The sequence below is a fragment of the Bacillus cereus group sp. RP43 genome (genome assembly GCF_040459645.1).
In the GTDB taxonomy this organism is placed as follows: Bacteria; Bacillota; Bacilli; order Bacillales; family Bacillaceae_G; genus Bacillus_A; species Bacillus_A mycoides_C.
Genome location: NZ_JARVHQ010000001.1, coordinates 23,905 through 43,145 on the forward strand (window position 1 = coordinate 23,905; position 19,241 = coordinate 43,145).

Sequence of the window (19,241 nt, forward strand, 5' to 3'; positions counted from 1 at the left end):
TATATGAAGAAAGTTGGTTTTTTTCAATCTATTCATTTAAAATTTGTGCTCATATATATGCTGTTAATATTAATAGCAATGCAAGTAATTGGTGTATATTTCGTCAGGGAATTAGAAAAAAGCCTTGTAAAAGGCTTTCAAGATTCCTTAACGCAGCAAACAAACTTACTTTCTTATAACTTGAAGCAAGAGTTTGTAAAAGAACGTCCTAAAACAGAATCAGTAGATAAAGCTATTAATGATTCGATTCAAAAATTTGCATCAGATCGTAAGAAAGATATTCAAGAAGTAAGTGTAATTGATGCTACTAAAAAATTAATGGCAATTTCAGATGCGTCTAAGCAAAATAAGGTAGGACGAACGTCAGCAGATACAGCTGTACAACGGGTAATGGTACAAAAGAAACCAGAGTCAAAAGTTGAGAAAGATGGAAATACAGGTCATCGAGTTCAAGTTATGATTACTCCTATTCTAAAAGAGCCGGGCGGAGAGGTACTTGGCGTCATTCATATCGTTGCATCTATGGAAGATGTGTATAAACAAATGAAAGACATCAACCAAATTTTCGCAACGGGGACAGTAATTGCTTTATTAGTAACAGCTGTACTTGGGATTTTGTTGGCTCAAACAATTACGAGACCAATTTCAGATATGCGGAGACAAGCAATTGAAATGGCAAAAGGAAACTATTCGAGAAAAGTAAAAGTGCATAGCCATGATGAAATTGGACAACTAGCATTATCTTTCAATAATTTATCAAAAAAATTACAACAAGCCCGTTCTTCAACAGAGAGTGAGAGACGCAAATTATCATCTGTTTTATCACATATGACAGATGGAGTAATTGCTACTGATCGAAAAGGCGACATCATTTTATTAAATGATCCTGCGGAAAAAATGTTAAATGTTTCGCGTGAAACGGCGCTAGATCAATCAGTCTTAGAAGTGCTAGGGATACAAGAAGAATTTACACTGGATCATTTATATGAAGAACCTGATTCAGTTTTATTAGATTTTAGTACGAGAAATGAACCATATATTTTACGTGCTAGTTTCTCTGTTATTCAAAAAGAAACAGGGAAGGCAAATGGTTTAATTGCTGTATTATATGATGTAACAGAGCAGGAGCGGATAGAACAAGAGCGCCGTGAGTTTGTTGCGAACGTATCTCATGAGTTAAGAACGCCGTTAACAACGATGCGCAGTTACTTAGAAGCACTTACTGATGGAGCATGGCAAGATCCAAATATTGCACCACAATTTTTAACGGTTACACAAGAGGAAACGGAAAGAATGATCAGGCTTGTAAATGCATTGTTACAACTATCTAAACTAGATAGTACAGAACATCGCTTAATGAAGGAATGGGTCGACTTTACTGACTTCTTTAATAACGTTATCGATCGCTTTGAAATGTCTAAAGAGCAAAATGTAAGCTTCAAACGATCTTTCTCTAAAAAATCTCGATTTATTGATATGGATACAGACAAAATTACACAAGTTTTATATAACATTATTTCCAATGCACTAAAATATTCGCCAGAAGGCGGTACAGTAACATATCGCTTGCGTGACCGCGGGGAGTTATTAGAGATTAGTGTGAGTGATCAAGGAATGGGAATTCCGAAAGAAAATGTAGATAAAATATTTGAACGTTTTTATCGTGTAGATAAAGCGCGTTCGAGACAAATGGGTGGTACAGGTCTTGGGTTAGCTATTGCGAAAGAAATGATTGAGGCACATGGCGGCTCGATTTGGGCGAAAAGTGAGGAAGGAAAAGGGACAACTATTTATTTCACATTGCCAATGGCGACAGATGAAGAGGACGATTGGGAATGAGTATGGAAAACTTTAAAACAATAGTGCTAATCAATTTGGTTGTCATAAGTCTATTTCTTACTTTTAACTTATGGACATATGTTCCTGATTCTACTTCTATGCAAAATACAAAGTTCGTTCAAGGTAACGAAGATATAAATCCGATAAAGATTTCGGAGGTTGTTCGCCCATCCTCTGTCGTTATTCATAAGGAGAAAAATCATTATGTAAGCGAAAAGAAGGCAAATGTGGATTCAATCTATAAAATTCTTGAAAATGGAGAATTACATGGTTTTGTGGAAATAACGGGGACAATTCCTAAAGGTGATTTTCTGTCTTATGTACACGGAGAAGAAAAAATTGAATTTGTTTTTCCTACAAATATCCCATTAGATACGATTAAAGATATGTTTAATATTAAAGATAAAAACATGGAAAGTAACAGAAGTTTTAATCGTATTATAATTGATCCTTCTCGAAGTAAGGACCAAGAAATTAAAGTTAGCTTTGTTTCCTATGATACTCCTCATAAAATATATCAAGCAACATTGAGCGGTGCTTATATAAAGGATATTATAAATGCTCAAAATCAAATTATAACAGTAGCAAAACCATATTTTGAGTATCAAATAAATGATACAAAAAAACTTTTTTTACCAGAGGGGATTACGGAGTTAAGTAAGGCAGAGTATATTACGGCTAAACTAGAAGTGGATCCATTTAAAAATGCTTTATTTAGTGATCCACGTTATTTAAGTCCTATTTCTGAGAAAACAAAGGAAACATTTACGGATGGCATCCGTTCTATGGAAATTGATAAGTCGGATGCAATGTTGAAATATAAAAATTCCGCTGTACATGGTGATAAACCTACGGATAATGCGGTAATTTTACAAAAAAGTTTTGACTTTGTAAGTGGGCATAGTGGATCCTTGAAGTCCTATCGTTTTGATTATATTAATGGGAGGAAAACTTCATTCCGTCTATATGAGGATGGTTTGCCTGTATTTAATGCAAATGGAATAGCAGAATTAAAACAAGTATGGAGTTCAGGTGAAATTATGCAGTATGAAAGACCCTTTTTTGAGTTCAGTATTACTTTGCCTAGTAAACAACAAACAACTTCTCTTGCATCAGGACATACAGTGATGACATCACTAGAGAATAATCCAGAAATTGATAAAAAATCAATTCAGGATGTTGGTATTGGCTATAAAATGTCATTGGAACCTTCCATCAATGATGGGAGAATCGCTGTCTTACAGCCGATATGGTATGTAAAATGTGAAGAAAATGGTAAGCAACAAATATTTGAATGGAGTGAGGGGGGACTAAATGGATTGGGATCGAATTAAAACCATATTTATTGTGACCTTTTTTGTTTTAGACCTCTTTCTTATCTTTCAGTTCATTCAAAAGCAAGATAGTAATCAATTGGAACTTATAACAGAAACAAAAATTGATCAACAATTAAAGGCTGGAAAGATTACTATGGGGAATTTTCCTAAAGAACCGAAAAAAGAGTCATTTATAATGGCAAAAAATAAGGTTTTCAGGGAAGATGATGTGCAGTCTTTAAAAAACCAGACAGTGCACCTACAAAACGAATACCAAATAGAAAGTAAATTAAAAGAGCCTTTTTTAAATACGAAATCATCGTCAAAAGATAAGTATAATGATTTTTTGAAAAACTACGTGCTTGATGGACAGAAGTACGAGTTTGGGGCAATGAAAGATTCAAAAATTTATTTCTTTCAAAAGTATAAGGATAAGCCGATTTTCTACAACAATCGTGCAATGATTGTTGTAGATTTGAATGAAAAAAATGAGCTTGTTTCGTATACACAAACAATGTTAACGGATTTGAAGGAAATGGGCGAAAGTGAAAAAACGAAAGAACAAGAAATTATCACTGCTCAAACAGCTTTAGAAAATATATATGTAAAAAATAAAATTGCAGAAAATACGCACGTGAAAGAGGCGCAGATTGGATATGCGACTCTAGCTGAATCTTCTTCTAATATACAAGTGCTTGCTCCAACGTGGAACTTAAAGACAGAGCAGAAAAAGGACTATTTTGTGAATGCAATTGAAGGACAAGTTATGGAATTAGGGGAAACTCAAGTGCCGGAAGAACATAATGGAGTGAGAAAGAATGAGTATGCACTTTAGTGTACTTGCAAGTGGAAGTACAGGGAATATGCTATATGTAGGAACAGATGAAAAAAAACTGCTCGTCGATGCAGGTTTAAGTGGTAAAGCTACAGAGTCCTTATTTAAGCAAGCTGAACTGAATATAAATGACATATCAGGTATTCTTGTAACACATGAGCATAGTGACCACATTAAAGGATTAGGTGTATTGGCGCGTAAATATGATTTACCTGTTTATGCGAACGAGAAAACATGGAATGCAATGGAACATTTAATAGGTAATATCCCAACTGATCAAAAATTCATTTTCTCAGTAGGAGACGTGAAAACATTTGGAGATATTGAAGTTGAATCATTTGGTGTTTCTCATGATGCAGCGGAACCGATGTTTTATGCTTTTCATAACAATAATAGAAAGTTAGCTCTTATTACAGATACGGGCTACGTAAGTGACCGTATGAAAGGTGTTATTAAAGGGGCGAATGCTTTCGTATTTGAAAGTAATCATGATGTGGAAATGCTTCGTATGGGGCGCTACCCATGGAGCATTAAACGACGTATATTAAGCGACGTTGGCCATGTTTGTAATGAGGATGCTGCATTAGCGATGGCGGATGTTATTACAGACGAGACAAAACACATTTATTTAGCGCATTTAAGTTTAGATAATAACATGAAAGAATTAGCGCGTATGTCTGTATCACAAGTATTAGAAGAAAAAGGTTTTGGGGTTGGAGAATCCTTTGAAATACATGATACAGATCCAAAAATGCCTACGAAAATTCAATACGTATAATTCTTCATTTTAGTAAACAATAAAGGTGAATATAGTTGTTTTCAGGAAGATAGGTGAACAAATATGTCCTTTATTGATGAAGAAAAATATCGTATTAAACGAGCAGGTAAAAAGAAACATAAAGGTATTGTCATTTCTAGCATAGCGGGAACAATTGTAGGGGCTTCATTATTTGCATTTGGAGCTCCTTTATTTTCAAATCATGCAGGTAAGCTTCCGCAAGCTGAAGCAAGTGAAAAAAATATGGCTGAAGCTCAAAGTGGAAATGGTCCTGTTAAACAGATTAGCTTTGTAGACGCTGTTGATCGTGCTTCAGAGGCTGTTGTTGGTGTTATTAACATTCAACGAGACGATTTTTCAGAGGCTGATTCGGAAGCTGGTACAGGTTCTGGTGTGATTTATAAGAAAACAGATGGACATGCGTATATTGTAACGAATAACCACGTTGTTGCTGGGGCGAATCGTATTGAAGTGAGCTTAAGTGACGGTAAGAAAATTCCAGGTAAAGTATTAGGAACCGATGTAGTCACAGACTTGGCGGTATTAGAAATAGATGCAAAGCATGTGAAGAAAGTGATTGAAATTGGGGACTCTAATACCGTTCGTAGAGGAGAACCAGTTATTGCGATTGGAAATCCACTGGGGCTACAATTTTCCGGAACTGTCACACAGGGTATTATTTCGGCTAATGAGCGTATTGTTCCTGTAGATTTAGATCAAGATGGACATTACGATTGGCAAGTAGAAGTATTGCAAACAGATGCGGCAATTAATCCAGGTAATAGTGGTGGGGCGCTTGTAAATGTAGCGGGACAATTAATAGGTATTAACTCAATGAAAATTGCAGCAAAAGAAGTAGAAGGAATTGGATTAGCTATTCCAGTTACGAGAGCTGTTCCTATTATGAATGAGTTAGAAAAGTACGGTAAAGTAAGAAGACCTTATGTTGGGATTGAACTAAGATCATTAAATGAGATTCCGAGTTACTATTGGTCAAAAACGTTACAATTACCAGGTAACGTAACAGAAGGAGTCTGCATTTTAGATGTGAAAAGTCCTTCGCCAGGTACGGATGCTGGTCTTAGAGAACACGATGTTATTGTGGCGGTAGATGGAAAAGCGGTGCATGATATTATTGGGTTCCGCACGGCCTTATATAATAAAAAAATTAATGATAAAATGACTCTTACGTTTTATCGTGGTACAAAACGAGCGACAACAACGGTGAAATTAGGCATTCAAAAGTATTAAAAACAGGAGGGCCTACCTCCTGTTTTCTATTGTAGAAAAGTGAGGTGAAGAATATGAATTTACCTTGTTGTTTAGAACATGTTGAATTAGCATTAGATATCATTGTGGATGAGTGTGAAGTTGCACCGGTTATTAACAATGTGGATAACTCTGAAGAAAAGAAAAAAACATGTGAATTTTGTCAAAATGAGGCGACATATGTTGTATCGAACACAGATTCTCACACAATATGTGGGTAACATTTGTGGATATGTGGATAAGTGCTGTGGATAACGTGTTTGTAAGGTGGGGAATAGATGTGAATATCTCGATTATTTCAATCGGAAAATTAAAAGAAAAATACTTAAAACAAGGTATAGCAGAATACTTAAAACGATTATCTTCTTACGCAAAAGTAGAAGTAATTGAATTGCCAGATGAAAAGGCACCAGAAAATTTAAGCGAAGCAGAAATGTTAATTGTAAAAGAAAAAGAAGGCATACGTATACTGGATAAAATTTCTGATGATACGCACGTTATTGCGTTAGCAATAGAAGGAAAACAAAAATCATCAGAAGAATTTGCAGCAAGTCTAGATCGTCTTGCTACATATGGGAAGAGTAAAGTAACGTTTGTAATTGGTGGATCACTTGGACTTAGCTCAGAAGTAATGAAGCGTTCAAACGAATCTCTGTCTTTCTCAAAGATGACATTACCACATCAATTAATGCGATTAGTATTGCTTGAGCAAGTGTATAGAGCGTTTCGTATTAATCGCGGTGAACCGTATCATAAATAAATTTTTCATTTGTATATAAAGAGTAAAAAAGACCATTGGACAAAAATCACCGATGGTCTTTTAAACATTAATAGATGGTATGTAGATTTCCTAAAATAAGTATGTTTCTATTTCTAAAAAAATATGCTGTAATATGAAGAGGAAAAAGTATAAGTAGTCAGAGAAGTGAGGAATTAAAGGTGAAGAAGTTTAAGAAGTTTTACTTGGAGATTACGAGTGTATGTAATCTTGCGTGCAGCTTTTGTCCGCCGACGGAAAGGCAGAAGCAATTCATTTCTGTGGAGGATTTTGCTAAAAGATTAGACCAAATTAAACCTCATACAGACTACATTTATTTGCACGTGAAGGGTGAGCCATTGCTCCATCCGAAAATAGATCAACTGTTAGATTTAAGCCATGAAAAAGGGTTTAAAGTTAATATTACAACGAACGGAACGTTAATTAACAAGAGAAGGCATAGACTGTTAAATAAGCCTGCGTTAAGACAGATGAATTTTTCCCTGCACAGTTTTGATGGACACCCAGGTTCGCAAGATAAAGAGGGCTATGTAAGAAGTATACTTTCATTCATTAGAGAGGCAACGAGTCAATCGGATTTAATCGTCTCACTAAGATTATGGAATTTAACTCAGGATAATAAAACAAATGCTGAAATCCAGAAAAATAGGGATTTATTATCCATAATTGAAAATGAGTTTGATCTATCCTATCAAATTGAAGAGAAGCTTACACCAGGAAAAGGCATAAAAATTGCGGAACGTGTCTTTATTAATCAAGATTATGAATTCCAGTGGCCAGCATTACATGAAGAAGAGGATGATGGAAAAGGTTTCTGTCATGGTCTTCGAAATCAAGCTGGTATTTTAGCAAATGGAGCGGTTATACCTTGTTGTTTAGACGGTGAAGGCATTATTAATCTTGGAAATATTAATGATGATTCATTTTCTAACATTATAGAAGGTGAAAGGGCACAAAATATTGTAGACGGATTTTCGAAAAGGGTTGCGGTTGAAGAACTTTGTAGAAAATGTGGATACCGTAAAAGGTTTGGAAAGTAAACATAGGATAAGCCCTCATAAAGTGAGGGCTTATTTTTATTCTTGATAAGAACGCTCTAATTCATCAATTAAGGAACCAACGTAAGAAACAGCTTTACGGATTGCATCTGGTTTTGACATATCTACTCCGGCGTGTTTCATTAATTCGAGTGGTTTCATCGTACCACCAGCGCGAAGTACATCTAACCAGCGATTAACGGCAGGTTGCCCTTCTTCTTTAATCATTTGGGCTACTGCGGTAGATGCAGTGAGACCTGCGGAATATGTGTAAGAATATAATCCCATATAATAATGAGGTTGACGCATCCAAGTTAAGCCGGCACCTTCATCAATTTCTACAGAATCTCCCCAGAATGTAGAAAGGACATTTGTTTTTATTTCGGTTAAATTTGTAGCTGTAAGTGCATGTCCTTCTTCTGCTAGAGTATATACTCTACGTTGATATTCACCCTCAAGTAAGTGAGTAACAAAGTTATGATAATATGTGCCAAGTAGTTGCAGAATAACCCATCTGCGCATTCTCTTATCTTCAGTAGTCGCTAGTAAATGCTGGGCTAATAGTAATTCATTCATCGTTGATGGTGCTTCAATAAAGTACATAGATGGGCGTACATTCATAATACGCTGATTTTTATTTGCTAAATAAAAATGGCCAGCATGTCCAAATTCATGAGCTAATGTGAAACATCCGCGCATCGTACCCTGCCATGTAATTAAAATATATGGGTGAGAACCGTATGGACTAGAGCAGAAGGCACCTGTTGATTTTCCTACGTTATCTGCAAGGTCTACCCATCTCTCTTTAAATCCTTTTTCGATAATAGTACTATATTCAGGTCCTAATACTTTTAAAGATTCTTGAATTAATTTACCAGCTTCTTCGTATGTGATTGTCGGATTAAATTCAGGATCTAAAGGTGCGTGTAAGTCACAGAAAAGCATTTGGTCAAGCCCTAATACTTTCTTTTTTAAATCTGCAAAACGGCGCATATGAGGCGCTAACTCGTTATAAATAATATCTAGTTGATTGTTATACATTTCAAGTGGAACTTTTTGAGGTTCTAAAAGCATATGGGTAACGGACTCGTACTTGCGTAAACGAGAAAGTGTCACTTGTTTTTTTACTTCAGTAGCATATGTAGTTGCAACTGTATTCTTATATCGTTTCAATGTGGAAACAAATGATGAATATGCTTCTCTACGTATATATGCGCTTGGAGAAAATTCATATTTGCTTTCAAATAATGCAAACGATACAGGCAAATCATTTCCTTGTTCATCTTGTATAGAAGAGAAATCCATATCGGCTAATTTAGTCATGCCGTAAATTTTGTAGGGGGAACTATGAACTTCACCGAGTGCAGCAAGAGCTTCTTCTGTTTCAGGAGAGAGAGTATGCTGCCTGTTTTTGAGTACCTCTAGTAATGATTTACGGAAAGGTTCGAGTTTTGTTTCCTCAGTTAAATATTTTTCAATTGTTCCTTCTTCAAATGAGAGGATTTCGTTATGAATAAAGGATAGTGCAGTATGTACTTTCGTTCCTAAAGCGGAAATTTTGGAAGAGTTCGCTTGAATAACTGGATCTGTACGATCAGCGGAATCTTTTAAATTTGCATATGTGCCGAGTTTTGTTAACTTCATTAAAAGCTCTTCTTCTAAAAGCAGGCAATTTAATAAGGTAGCGGGGCTAGTGTGTAATTGTCCTTTAAATGCATCGAGTCTTTTTATATCATTTTCTAATACATTTAGTGCAGTGTGCCATTCATCATCAGACTTATACAAATCAGAAAGATCCCATGTTAGTTCAGTAGGAACTTCCGCGCGAATAAGGCGTTTCTCAATTACATGTTTCATTTAATGTATCCCCCTTATTTTAAGTATCTAAAAATATAATACTAGAAAATTCAGTGAAATGAAAATATTTTACATTTTTATACATGAAAAAGAAGGACAAGCATAAAAAATGCTTGTCCTTCTTTTTAAATTTAAGAATTAATATACTTTATCGCCGTTGAAAATAGAGTTTTTCACGACTACATAATCTACAGTACGAATTGCATCTAATTTTGTTCCACCAGCGTAAGAAATAGAGGATTGAAGATCTTGTTCCATTTCGATTAAAGTGTCTTCTAAAGAACCTTTATGCTCAACGAACATTTTCTTACCTTCAACGTTTTTCTTCTCACCTTTTTGGAATTCAGAAGCTGAGCCGAAGTACTCTTTATAAAGTTTGCCATCTTTTTCGATTGTTTCCCCTGGAGATTCTTCATGACCAGCGAATAGAGAACCGACCATAACCATAGTTGCTCCAAATCGAATTGATTTAGCTACGTCGCCATGTGTACGAATACCACCGTCAGCGATAATTGGCTTACTTGCAGCTTTTGCACACCAGCGAAGTGCAGCTAGCTGCCAACCGCCAGTTCCAAAGCCTGTTTTAATTTTAGTAATACAAACTTTGCCAGGTCCAATACCAACTTTTGTTGCATCAGCACCAGCGTTTTCTAATTCTCTTACCGCTTCTGGAGTTCCAACGTTTCCAGCGATAACGAAGCTTTCTGGTAAATGTTTTTTAATATGTTGAATCATGTTGATCACAGCATTAGAGTGACCATGTGCGATATCGATTGTAATGTATTCAGGTGAAAGTTGCTCAGCAGCTAATTGTTGTACGAATTCGTACTCGTCTTCTTTAACACCAACGCTAATTGAAGCAATTAATCCACGTGATTGCATATCTCTAATGAATGAAATTCGTTTCTCTGGTTGGAAACGATGCATGATATAGAAGTAATTATTTTCAGCTAAATAAGTTGCGATTCTTTCATCGATAATCGTTTGCATATTTGCAGGTACGACAGGTAATTTAAATTTATGTTTTCCTAAAGTGACAGTTGTATCACATTCAGATCGGCTATTTACAATGCATTTTGCAGGAATTAATTGAATGTCTTCATAGTCAAATACGTTTTCCATCATTTACACCCCTAAAATACGAATATTTTATTTTTATTGATTAAAAATGTTCGTCCATAGGATAATTTACATCATTTTTATTAAGAAGTCAAAGATTTTCTTAACATTTTTTTTGAAAGAAGCTAATATCTTTTAAAAATAACGTTAAAAACGAATTTAAATAGTTTTTATATGCATAACGTTCGTTTATAAAAAAAGTAAGGAAAGTTGCGATAATTGCATAAAATTGCATGTGTGCTTCTTATTTTGGGTGAGGGGGCTGGGGAAATACTATGAAAAAGCTAATACTAACAATAGGAATAACTTTGTTGGGTGTTGCCGGATGTAGCAATAATGATGCATTTGATAAGGCGAAGAAACAAGGAGATTTAGCACTGGAAAATAAAGAATACGATAGAGCATTCGCGTCTTTTGAATTAGCATTAAAAGAAAATAAGGATGACCGAGAAGTAAGGCTGAAGATGAATCAAACGAATAAAATGATTGAAGTATTGCAGGAAAGTAATATAGACCGGGCAATTTCGTTATTGAGGGAAATTGAAAATGATTCTGCTAGTTCAGTTATATTAGCCAAACAAGCAAAAGAAAAACGAGAAGCTTTATCTAATCAAAAAGATGAGGAAGAAAAATATAAGCAAATGCTTGCTAAAGTAGAAGAGTTGAAAAACCAACAGAAGTTTGTGGATGTAAAAGAGCAACTGAACGTAATTATTAGGGAAACGAAAGGGAAAGAACAGTTTAAAATATATTATCAAAATGCGAATGAACAAATTACACAGATTGTGCCGAGGGCAGTAGAGGTAGATAAAACAAAAGATGAGAATAGTAAGGAAGAAAAGGTAATAGAAGAGAAGCCGAAGAAAGAAAGTGTTATTACCGGTCAGAAGGCAGAATATATTGCTAAACTAAACAGTATTGAGGAGAGTTTGAAGAAACTCGATTACTTATATGAGAACGGAATTACAACTGAAATGAAAGAAGGAGAAGTTAGAAGATACGATGCATGGGATCAAGCTTTAAATGAGATTTATGGTGTTTTGAAAAATCAACTTTCTACAAGTGAAATGAACACTTTGAGAGAGAAACAGCGTGAATGGATTACGTATCGAGATCGCAAGGCGGAAGAAGCTTGGAATGAATCTGGACAGGGAACATTGTCAGGGATAGCAACTATTTCATCGAATGCAACTAGTACGAGGGAAAGGTGCTATCAGTTAGTTGAACAGTATATGAAGTGATAGAGGTTTATTTTTATAATGGAATAATTTTTTGAAATAGAAAATTTCTATATAAAAAGGTGGATTACGAATGATTCGCCTTTTTATGTGAGCTTTCAAGTATAATGAATAAGGTGATAATAACGTATATGATGATTCATTGATAGGAAAAGCGAAAAAAGAAAATAATATAGAATAAAAAGAGGTTAATATATGAGTAAAAAAAGTTTTTCTGATTATGCATTAAGTAAAGAAATTGTAAGAGCGCTTACTGGTTTAGGATATGAACATCCAACGGAAGTGCAAGGAGAGGTTATTCCAGTTGCCTTGCAAAAGAAAGACCTTGTCGTGAAATCACAGACTGGAAGTGGAAAAACCGCTTCATTTGGCATACCACTTTGTGAAATGGTGGAGTGGGAAGAGAATAAGCCACAAGCTTTAGTTTTAACACCGACGAGAGAGCTTGCGGTGCAAGTAAAAGAAGATATTACGAATATAGGCCGCTTCAAAAGAATTAAGGCTGCTGCAGTTTATGGTAAATCTCCATTTGCACGTCAAAAATTAGAGTTAAAGCAAAAAACACATATTGTAGTTGGGACTCCTGGCCGTGTGTTAGATCATATTGAAAAAGGTACTCTTTCTTTAGCGTGTTTGAAGTATTTAGTTATTGATGAAGCAGACGAAATGCTGAATATGGGCTTTATCGATCAAGTAGAGGCAATTATTGACGAGTTACCTACAAAACGAATGACAATGTTATTTTCGGCAACACTTCCAGAAGATGTTGAAAAGTTATCTCGTAAGTATATGGATTCGCCAACGCATATTGAAATTAAGGCTGCTGGGATTACAACAGATAAAATTGAACATACACTTTTTGAGACGAGAGAAGAGGAGAAGCTTTCACTTCTTAAAGATGTAACAACGATTGAGAATCCAGATAGTTGTATTATTTTTTGCCGTACACAAGAAAATGTAGATCACGTATTTAAACAGTTAGATCGTGTTAACTATCCTTGTGACAAAATACATGGTGGTATGGTACAAGAAGATCGTTTTGAAGTTATGGACGATTTTAGAAAAGGAAAGTTCCGTTATTTAGTAGCGACAGATGTAGCAGCTAGAGGAATTGATATTGATAATATTACACATGTTATTAACTATGATATTCCATTAGAAAAAGAAAGTTATGTACATCGTACGGGAAGAACGGGACGAGCTGGTAATAAAGGAAAAGCTATTACATTCATAACACCGTATGAAAATAGATTTTTAGAAGAGATTGAGGAGTACATCGGCTTTGAAATTCCAAAGGCGCTTGCACCTTCAAAGGAAGAAGTTATGAAAGGGAAAGCAGTATTTGAGGAAAAGATACATGCTAAACCAATTATAAAGAAAGATAAAAATGCGGACCTAAACAAAGGAATTATGAAATTGTACTTTAATGGCGGGAAGAAAAAGAAAATTAGGGCGGTAGATTTCGTCGGTACAATTGCTAAAATTAAAGGTGTTACAGCAGAAGATATAGGCATTATTACAATACAAGACAATGTTTCTTACGTTGAAATATTAAATGGAAAAGGACCACTTGTTTTAAAAATCATGAAAAACACAACGATTAAAGGGAAACAATTAAAGGTTCATGAAGCAATTAAATAAACAAAAAAACTATCCACTTCAAACAGGTGGATAGTTTTTTGTTTAAGATTCTTTGAGATCATCAACTAATTTTTCTGCTAAACGTCTATACATATTACTCATAGTTACGAAGGATGTTAGTAATAAAAACTTTTCTAGTGTTGGATCTTCTAAGGAAGAAACCTCATTTACTTCCGTAACGCGCTTATTTACGTCTTGCTTAAAGCTTTCCACATTGGTTTCAGTAAGAGAAAGATAATCTTTATATAGAGTATTTAATTCGAATGTATCATCGTTTATTAACGGTGCATTTATATTTTCTAAGGAGCTTTTTATATCATTAATGGAAAGTGCTCCTTTTAATTGATAAATTAAGCTGATTAAAATCATATGTTCTTTTGAATACTTTTTATTTTTGATAGGGATGAATAGTTTCCCTTTTGCGTAATTGTTAATCATTGTTTTTGTTAATACTTTTTCATCATCAGTTCTCGTTGTATCCGCATAAGTATTCTCAAATAGTTGGACAACTTGGTCTACATATAAGTCGACATTTGGGATATCCTCAAGTTTAATATTTTTTTCTAAATGTAATGATTCAAGTAATGTATTTATATTTTCCACGTAGAACCCCTCACTTTTATAACTTAGTGGAACTTAATGTTTAGTATATCTTTAAATATGGTATTACGAAACAAATGAAATGTAAATGTTGACCCGTATGAATAATATATATATAATTATAAGTAGTTATCAAAACTACATGTAATTATATGAGGGGTGTTTATATGAATGCTTATGTAAGAGAACCGGTTAATGCATTTACTCACTTAGGAGGAGCTGTATTATCATTTATTGCATTATTAGCTATGATTGTGAAAGTTTCTGTTAAGATGCCATCTTTTGCTGCAATTACAGCTGTTATTTTATTTGGTATCGGGATGATGGTCCTTTATATGGCGTCAGCTGTGTATCATAGTGTCGTAGCCAGTGAACGTGTTATTTATTTCTTTAGGAAGCTAGATCATTCTATGATTTTTATATTAATTGCAGGTACATATGCACCCTTTTGCTTAATTACATTAAATTCGGCAAACGGTTTACTATTATTTTGTTTAGTTTATGCAACGGCAATTTGTGGTATTGTTTTTAAAATGTTTTGGTTTAATTGTCCAAGATGGTTATCGACAGCAATTTATCTTCTGATGGGTTGGTTAATCGTTCTATTCTTTGCACCGCTAGCTGAGAATTTAAGTACAGGAGGTATTATTTTCTTAGTACTTGGAGGCATTTTTTATACAATTGGTGGGTTTATTTACGGTGCGAAGCCAAAATGGTTGGAGTTTAAATATATGGGACACCATGAAATTTTTCATGTTTTTGTATTGTTAGGTAGTCTTGCGCATTTTCTAAGTGTATATTGTTACGTAATTTGATAAAAAACGCCACGTGATGTCTGTTATGTGGCGTTTTTTTATTACCTGATTTAAATCGTGTATTGTACAAAATAATTATGGGATAAAATGTAAGTTTCTGTGTTCGCATAATAAACATAGGATAAGAAATATGTGATATACTTTGAGAAGTTTATAATGAATGAAATATGGAGGACTATAATTATGGCAATACTTGTAACAGGTGGAGCAGGATATATTGGTAGTCATACATGCGTAGAATTACTAAAAAACGGTTACGAAATTATAGTAGTAGATAATCTTTCGAATAGCTCAGTAGAGTCTATAAATCGAGTGAAAGAGATAACAGGAAAACAGTTTAAATTTTATAAAGAAGATATTTTAAATCGAGAAGCACTTGATACGATTTTTGAAGAAAATACAATTGAAGCTGTTATTCACTTTGCAGGCTTTAAGGCTGTAGGGGAATCAGTAGCAATTCCGTTAACGTATTATCATAACAACATTACAAGCACATTAGTGCTATGTGAAGTGATGCAGAAGCATGATGTGAAGAAGATGATCTTCAGTTCATCTGCAACAGTGTATGGTATCCCAGAAACATCACCAATTACGGAGGAGTTTCCGTTAAGTGCAACAAATCCATATGGTCAAACGAAATTAATGATTGAACAAATTATGCGTGATGTAGCATTTGCGGATGCAGAATGGAGTATCGCATTACTTCGTTATTTCAACCCATTTGGTGCGCATGAAAGTGGACGTATTGGAGAAGATCCAAACGGAATTCCAAATAACTTAATGCCATATGTAACACAAGTAGCAGTAGGTAAGCTAAAGGAATTGAGTGTATTTGGAAATGACTATCCAACAAAAGATGGCACGGGTGTCCGTGATTATATTCATGTTGTAGACCTAGCCAATGGCCATGTAAAGGCACTTGAAAAGGTACTTGGCACTACTGGGATAGATGCATACAATCTTGGTACAGGTACTGGTTATAGTGTGTTGGAAATGGTTGAAGCATTTGAAAAGGTTTCAGAAAAGGAAGTTCCTTATAAAATTACGGAGCGTCGCCCTGGTGATGTGGCAGTATGTTTTGCAGATGCATCGAAAGCGAAGCGTGAATTAGGATGGGAAGCAAAACGCGGATTAGAAGAGATGTGTGCAGACTCTTGGAGATGGCAATCAAATAACAAAAATGGCTATCTAGAAGTTTAATAAACAGATAAAAAAATGACCTTTTTGCGGGAGCAAAAGGTCATTTTTATTTATTTATTTCCATTAAGTTTATTAGCAAATTTAGTAAAGAAAGTTCGTCGTTTTATAGGAGCATTTGACTGACAAAACGTGTAGTAATCAATATCTTTAATGTAAGTAAAGAGTCTAGAAATAGCATATAAGAATGTAATAGAAGATCCGAGTGCAAAACTAATACCGTAACCATTGAACCCAAATGGAAGTAGAAGAAGACTTAATAACAGGTTTGCAAAAAAGAACAGAGCCGATGTTCGAAATGCCCCTTTACGATCTTCAAAATATAAGAGTAGTAACGTAATAACAAGAACCATACCGTTTGCATAAGCACCAATTATAGTCAGTTGCAAAATAGAGTATTCAAGTGTTACGTTCCCAGACTGTGAACTAAACATCCATATTATAAAAATAATAAGTAAAGAAAAAATACCTTGATTACGAAGTATTCGTTCCATTTCTTGTTTTAGGACAAAGTTCATTGACTCTTTTAATTGTAAAATTGTATTTAATGTTGCCCCATTGTTAACTGAGCCGAAGAACTTCTTATACCGTTCATAAAATCTTGTTTCAATGGATACCACGAAGAAAATATAGGTTGGGATAATACTTAAATAAGCCCAGAAAACAGAGGTATCATATATTTGATGATAAATAAATGTGTTTTCAATATTTCCTCGCCCTTCTCCGAACCAAATAACAAAGTTACATACCCAAATGCCAATATTGTAAAGTAGGCTCGACCAAAATAGTTCTGGATATTTATCTAAATAAGAAAGAAAGGTAAATTGTTCAGTAGCATCACTATTTGGAAACATTCGTACAATAACTATACTTAACCACACTAATGTAATGAAAGTCCCGATTGTAAAAGAAATTAAAAGTAATAGGGCAAATCCATGTTCTATTCCAAGTGTTGGATGCCAGTAAGCGATAAGCGCAATTCCAGATAAGGAGAAAATGGAACCAATTAAAAATGCAAGAGCGATGGACTGATAATCTTTAGCTGCTGTTAAATAAATGGATTGAATCCAAATGATGTTTAAAGCTAAAAATAAAAATAGCATTACGATTTTATAATACAAGGCTAATGGTGTAAAAATTGCAAACAAAAGCCATAAGATAATAGCTAAGAAAAGTGTGATTTTCGTCATTCCTAAAAAGGAAGAAAATACTTTATCAGCTTTTTGCTCGTATAAAAGGTCAGCCACATATCTAGTTACGATGAGCTGCAAGGCACCATATATGATTTGAGAAAAAATAAAGCAGTATGAAATTGAAATGGTGAAAAGGCGCTGTTCCTCAATTGAAATAGAATGGAACAAACTTAAAATGTATCGAATAGCTGTTACCGCTAAAATAACGACTAACCAAGGACCAGCTGTAACAAATAATGAAAATCCGTACGCTTTTATTCTGGAAGAATAGTAGTCTTCTTGGAATAATTTTTGTAAACGAAACCCTATTCCTGCCATGTTTTTTTACCTCTTTCTAAGTAAAGCTTACGATAACTATCAACGACACCTGATAATTGATAATGCGCTTCAATACGATTGCGCCCGTTATCCCCAAATTGTTGAATGGATTCAGGGTGACGATAATACCACTCTAAATGAATGGCAACTTGTTCAGGAGATACAGGTGGTACAACAAATCCACATTGTCCGTAAGGATCTTCATCTTGTCCGTAAATTAATTCCTTACAAGAGCCAACATCTGTAACAACCCATGGTAATCCTGCTGCCATTCCTTCTAACATAGCTAATGGTTGTCCTTCAGATATACTTGTTAATACGAGAATATCTGTTTGTTTTAAGTAATCTTTAATATTTACTTTGCCGGTCATTATTACATGCTCTTCTAATCCTAATTGTTGAATTAAATCACGACATTCCTGAGCATATTCTGCTTCTTCCGTATCAGGACCTAGTAAGTAAAATATAAATGGAATATTTTTTTCAAATAATAATTTAGCTGCATAAATCATTGTTTTTACATCTTTAATTGGCACAACTCGTATAATAGCGGAAATGATGAGTTTATCCGAATTATACTTTGGTTTACGTAACCCTTTATAGTCAGATAAAGTAACGCCATTTGGAACGATTTTTAGTTTATGAGCCGGGGCACCTAATTCTTTTTGATATGCACTATTTCGGCCGAACAACGTAATTACATCAGCTGCTTGTTCATATGCTTGATGAGACAAGTGATGAAAGAAAGAAACCCATCTTTTTTTGTATTCAATTGGTATCCAAGTAGACTGTAGTATTTCTTCTTCACGTTCCCGAGAATAAATACCGTGTTCAGTTAGAATAAATGGTATATCAGATTTGGCGCTAATTGCAGCACCAAGCAGTCCGCCATAACCTGTCGATACAGAATGAATAAGATCTAATTCAGGAAAATCAATTTGTAAAATTTGAATGATTGGTGTGAACATAGATCTCCACATCCAAAAATAATTTAAGAAGGAACCACTACTTTCTTCATATAAATAGCTTTCTTTAACAATTTCATAAAACTCACGACTTTCGAAGAAGGAATGGAGTGTTCCTAGCTTTTGTTTATCCCCTAATATTTGTAATGCTGTTGTATCGTTGGCTTGAAATGTAAACCATTTTTGAAGTGTCTGTACTTCTTGTTCAGTTAAATTAGTTTTTATATGTTTTGATTCATTTTCTGATTGCAAAGGAATCATAATGATATCTTTTACGTTGCTTGGAATTTCATATTGATATTCATCTTCTGTTTTTACTTGAGGGACTATCGCAAAAATCGTAAATTCATGTTCTTTAAACTGCTGGATAATCATTTGAACCCAGCTTGCTACCCCTCCACTTACAAAGGGGTAGCTGCCTTCGACGACCAAACCTATTCTCATCT

The 19,241-nt window shown here is 34.6% G+C and carries 17 protein-coding genes; 12 read left to right on the forward strand and 5 right to left on the reverse strand.

Annotation, left to right across the window (positions count from 1 at the left end; all coding sequences use genetic code 11):
• The first annotated feature begins 3 nt into the window (after positions 1–3).
• The 8 genes from walK to QCI75_RS00185 all read left to right on the forward strand — a co-directional run bounded on the left by walK (position 4) and on the right by QCI75_RS00185 (position 7,855).
• A complete protein-coding gene (walK, locus tag QCI75_RS00150; RefSeq protein ID WP_144506027.1) occupies positions 4–1,839 on the forward strand; it encodes a cell wall metabolism sensor histidine kinase WalK in 1,836 nt (611 codons plus the stop codon).
• On the forward strand, positions 1,836–3,173 hold the full coding sequence (locus QCI75_RS00155) for a YycH family regulatory protein (RefSeq protein WP_144506026.1): 1,338 nt from the start codon (positions 1,836–1,838) through the stop codon (positions 3,171–3,173). The genes walK and QCI75_RS00155 overlap by 4 nt, the downstream gene beginning before the upstream one ends.
• Positions 3,154–3,990, forward strand: coding sequence for a two-component system regulatory protein YycI (locus QCI75_RS00160; RefSeq protein WP_098775580.1), 837 nt, complete (start codon positions 3,154–3,156; stop codon positions 3,988–3,990). The genes QCI75_RS00155 and QCI75_RS00160 overlap by 20 nt, the downstream gene beginning before the upstream one ends.
• Entirely contained in the window at positions 3,974–4,768 is a 795-nt protein-coding gene (locus QCI75_RS00165; protein WP_098775581.1) for an MBL fold metallo-hydrolase, read from the forward strand. Before QCI75_RS00160 ends, QCI75_RS00165 begins: the two co-directional genes overlap by 17 nt.
• A 63-nt stretch (positions 4,769–4,831) precedes the next feature.
• Complete coding sequence (locus QCI75_RS00170; RefSeq protein ID WP_353759796.1) at positions 4,832–6,019, forward strand: S1C family serine protease; 1,188 nt, start codon at positions 4,832–4,834, stop codon at positions 6,017–6,019.
• 53 nt (positions 6,020–6,072) lie between these two features.
• A complete protein-coding gene (locus tag QCI75_RS00175) occupies positions 6,073–6,258 on the forward strand; it encodes a CxxH/CxxC protein (RefSeq protein ID WP_071770492.1) in 186 nt (61 codons plus the stop codon).
• Between the two features lie 59 nt (positions 6,259–6,317).
• On the forward strand, positions 6,318–6,797 hold the full coding sequence (rlmH, locus tag QCI75_RS00180) for a 23S rRNA (pseudouridine(1915)-N(3))-methyltransferase RlmH (protein ID WP_071743971.1): 480 nt from the start codon (positions 6,318–6,320) through the stop codon (positions 6,795–6,797).
• A 179-nt stretch (positions 6,798–6,976) separates the two neighbouring features.
• Positions 6,977–7,855 (forward strand): radical SAM/SPASM domain-containing protein, encoded by an 879-nt coding sequence (locus QCI75_RS00185; protein ID WP_002113208.1) that lies wholly within the window; start codon positions 6,977–6,979, stop codon positions 7,853–7,855.
• A gap of 36 nt (positions 7,856–7,891) precedes the next feature.
• On the opposite strand, the gene pepF is transcribed toward QCI75_RS00185, so the two are convergent.
• Complete coding sequence (pepF, locus tag QCI75_RS00190) at positions 7,892–9,709, reverse strand: oligoendopeptidase F (protein ID WP_353759797.1); 1,818 nt, start codon at positions 9,707–9,709, stop codon at positions 7,892–7,894.
• A gap of 138 nt (positions 9,710–9,847) precedes the next feature.
• The gene (gene guaC, locus QCI75_RS00195) at positions 9,848–10,831 is read right to left on the reverse strand and encodes a GMP reductase (protein WP_002068771.1); all 984 of its coding nucleotides are present in this window, start codon (positions 10,829–10,831) and stop codon (positions 9,848–9,850) included.
• Between the two features lie 272 nt (positions 10,832–11,103).
• Here guaC and QCI75_RS00200 point away from each other — a divergent pair, with 272 nt between their 5' ends.
• The gene (locus QCI75_RS00200; protein WP_353759798.1) at positions 11,104–12,069 is read left to right on the forward strand and encodes a lysozyme inhibitor LprI family protein; all 966 of its coding nucleotides are present in this window, start codon (positions 11,104–11,106) and stop codon (positions 12,067–12,069) included.
• Positions 12,070–12,261: 192 nt separating this feature from the next.
• Positions 12,262–13,707 (forward strand): DEAD/DEAH box helicase, encoded by a 1,446-nt coding sequence (locus QCI75_RS00205; RefSeq protein ID WP_144509008.1) that lies wholly within the window; start codon positions 12,262–12,264, stop codon positions 13,705–13,707.
• A 42-nt stretch (positions 13,708–13,749) separates the two neighbouring features.
• On the opposite strand, the gene QCI75_RS00210 is transcribed toward QCI75_RS00205, so the two are convergent.
• On the reverse strand, positions 13,750–14,310 hold the full coding sequence (locus tag QCI75_RS00210) for a DUF1836 domain-containing protein (RefSeq protein WP_144509007.1): 561 nt from the start codon (positions 14,308–14,310) through the stop codon (positions 13,750–13,752).
• A gap of 164 nt (positions 14,311–14,474) precedes the next feature.
• On the opposite strand from QCI75_RS00210, the gene trhA reads away from it, so the two are divergent.
• Complete coding sequence (gene trhA / locus QCI75_RS00215) at positions 14,475–15,122, forward strand: PAQR family membrane homeostasis protein TrhA (RefSeq protein ID WP_000995373.1); 648 nt, start codon at positions 14,475–14,477, stop codon at positions 15,120–15,122.
• 183 nt (positions 15,123–15,305) lie between these two features.
• On the forward strand, positions 15,306–16,322 hold the full coding sequence (gene galE / locus QCI75_RS00220) for a UDP-glucose 4-epimerase GalE (protein WP_353759799.1): 1,017 nt from the start codon (positions 15,306–15,308) through the stop codon (positions 16,320–16,322).
• A gap of 50 nt (positions 16,323–16,372) precedes the next feature.
• On the opposite strand, the gene pelG is transcribed toward galE, so the two are convergent.
• Complete coding sequence (pelG, locus tag QCI75_RS00225) at positions 16,373–17,830, reverse strand: exopolysaccharide Pel transporter PelG (RefSeq protein WP_144505316.1); 1,458 nt, start codon at positions 17,828–17,830, stop codon at positions 16,373–16,375.
• Entirely contained in the window at positions 17,818–19,239 is a 1,422-nt protein-coding gene (gene pelF / locus QCI75_RS00230; protein ID WP_144505317.1) for a GT4 family glycosyltransferase PelF, read from the reverse strand. Before pelF ends, pelG begins: the two co-directional genes overlap by 13 nt.
• Positions 19,240–19,241 lie beyond the last annotated feature (2 nt).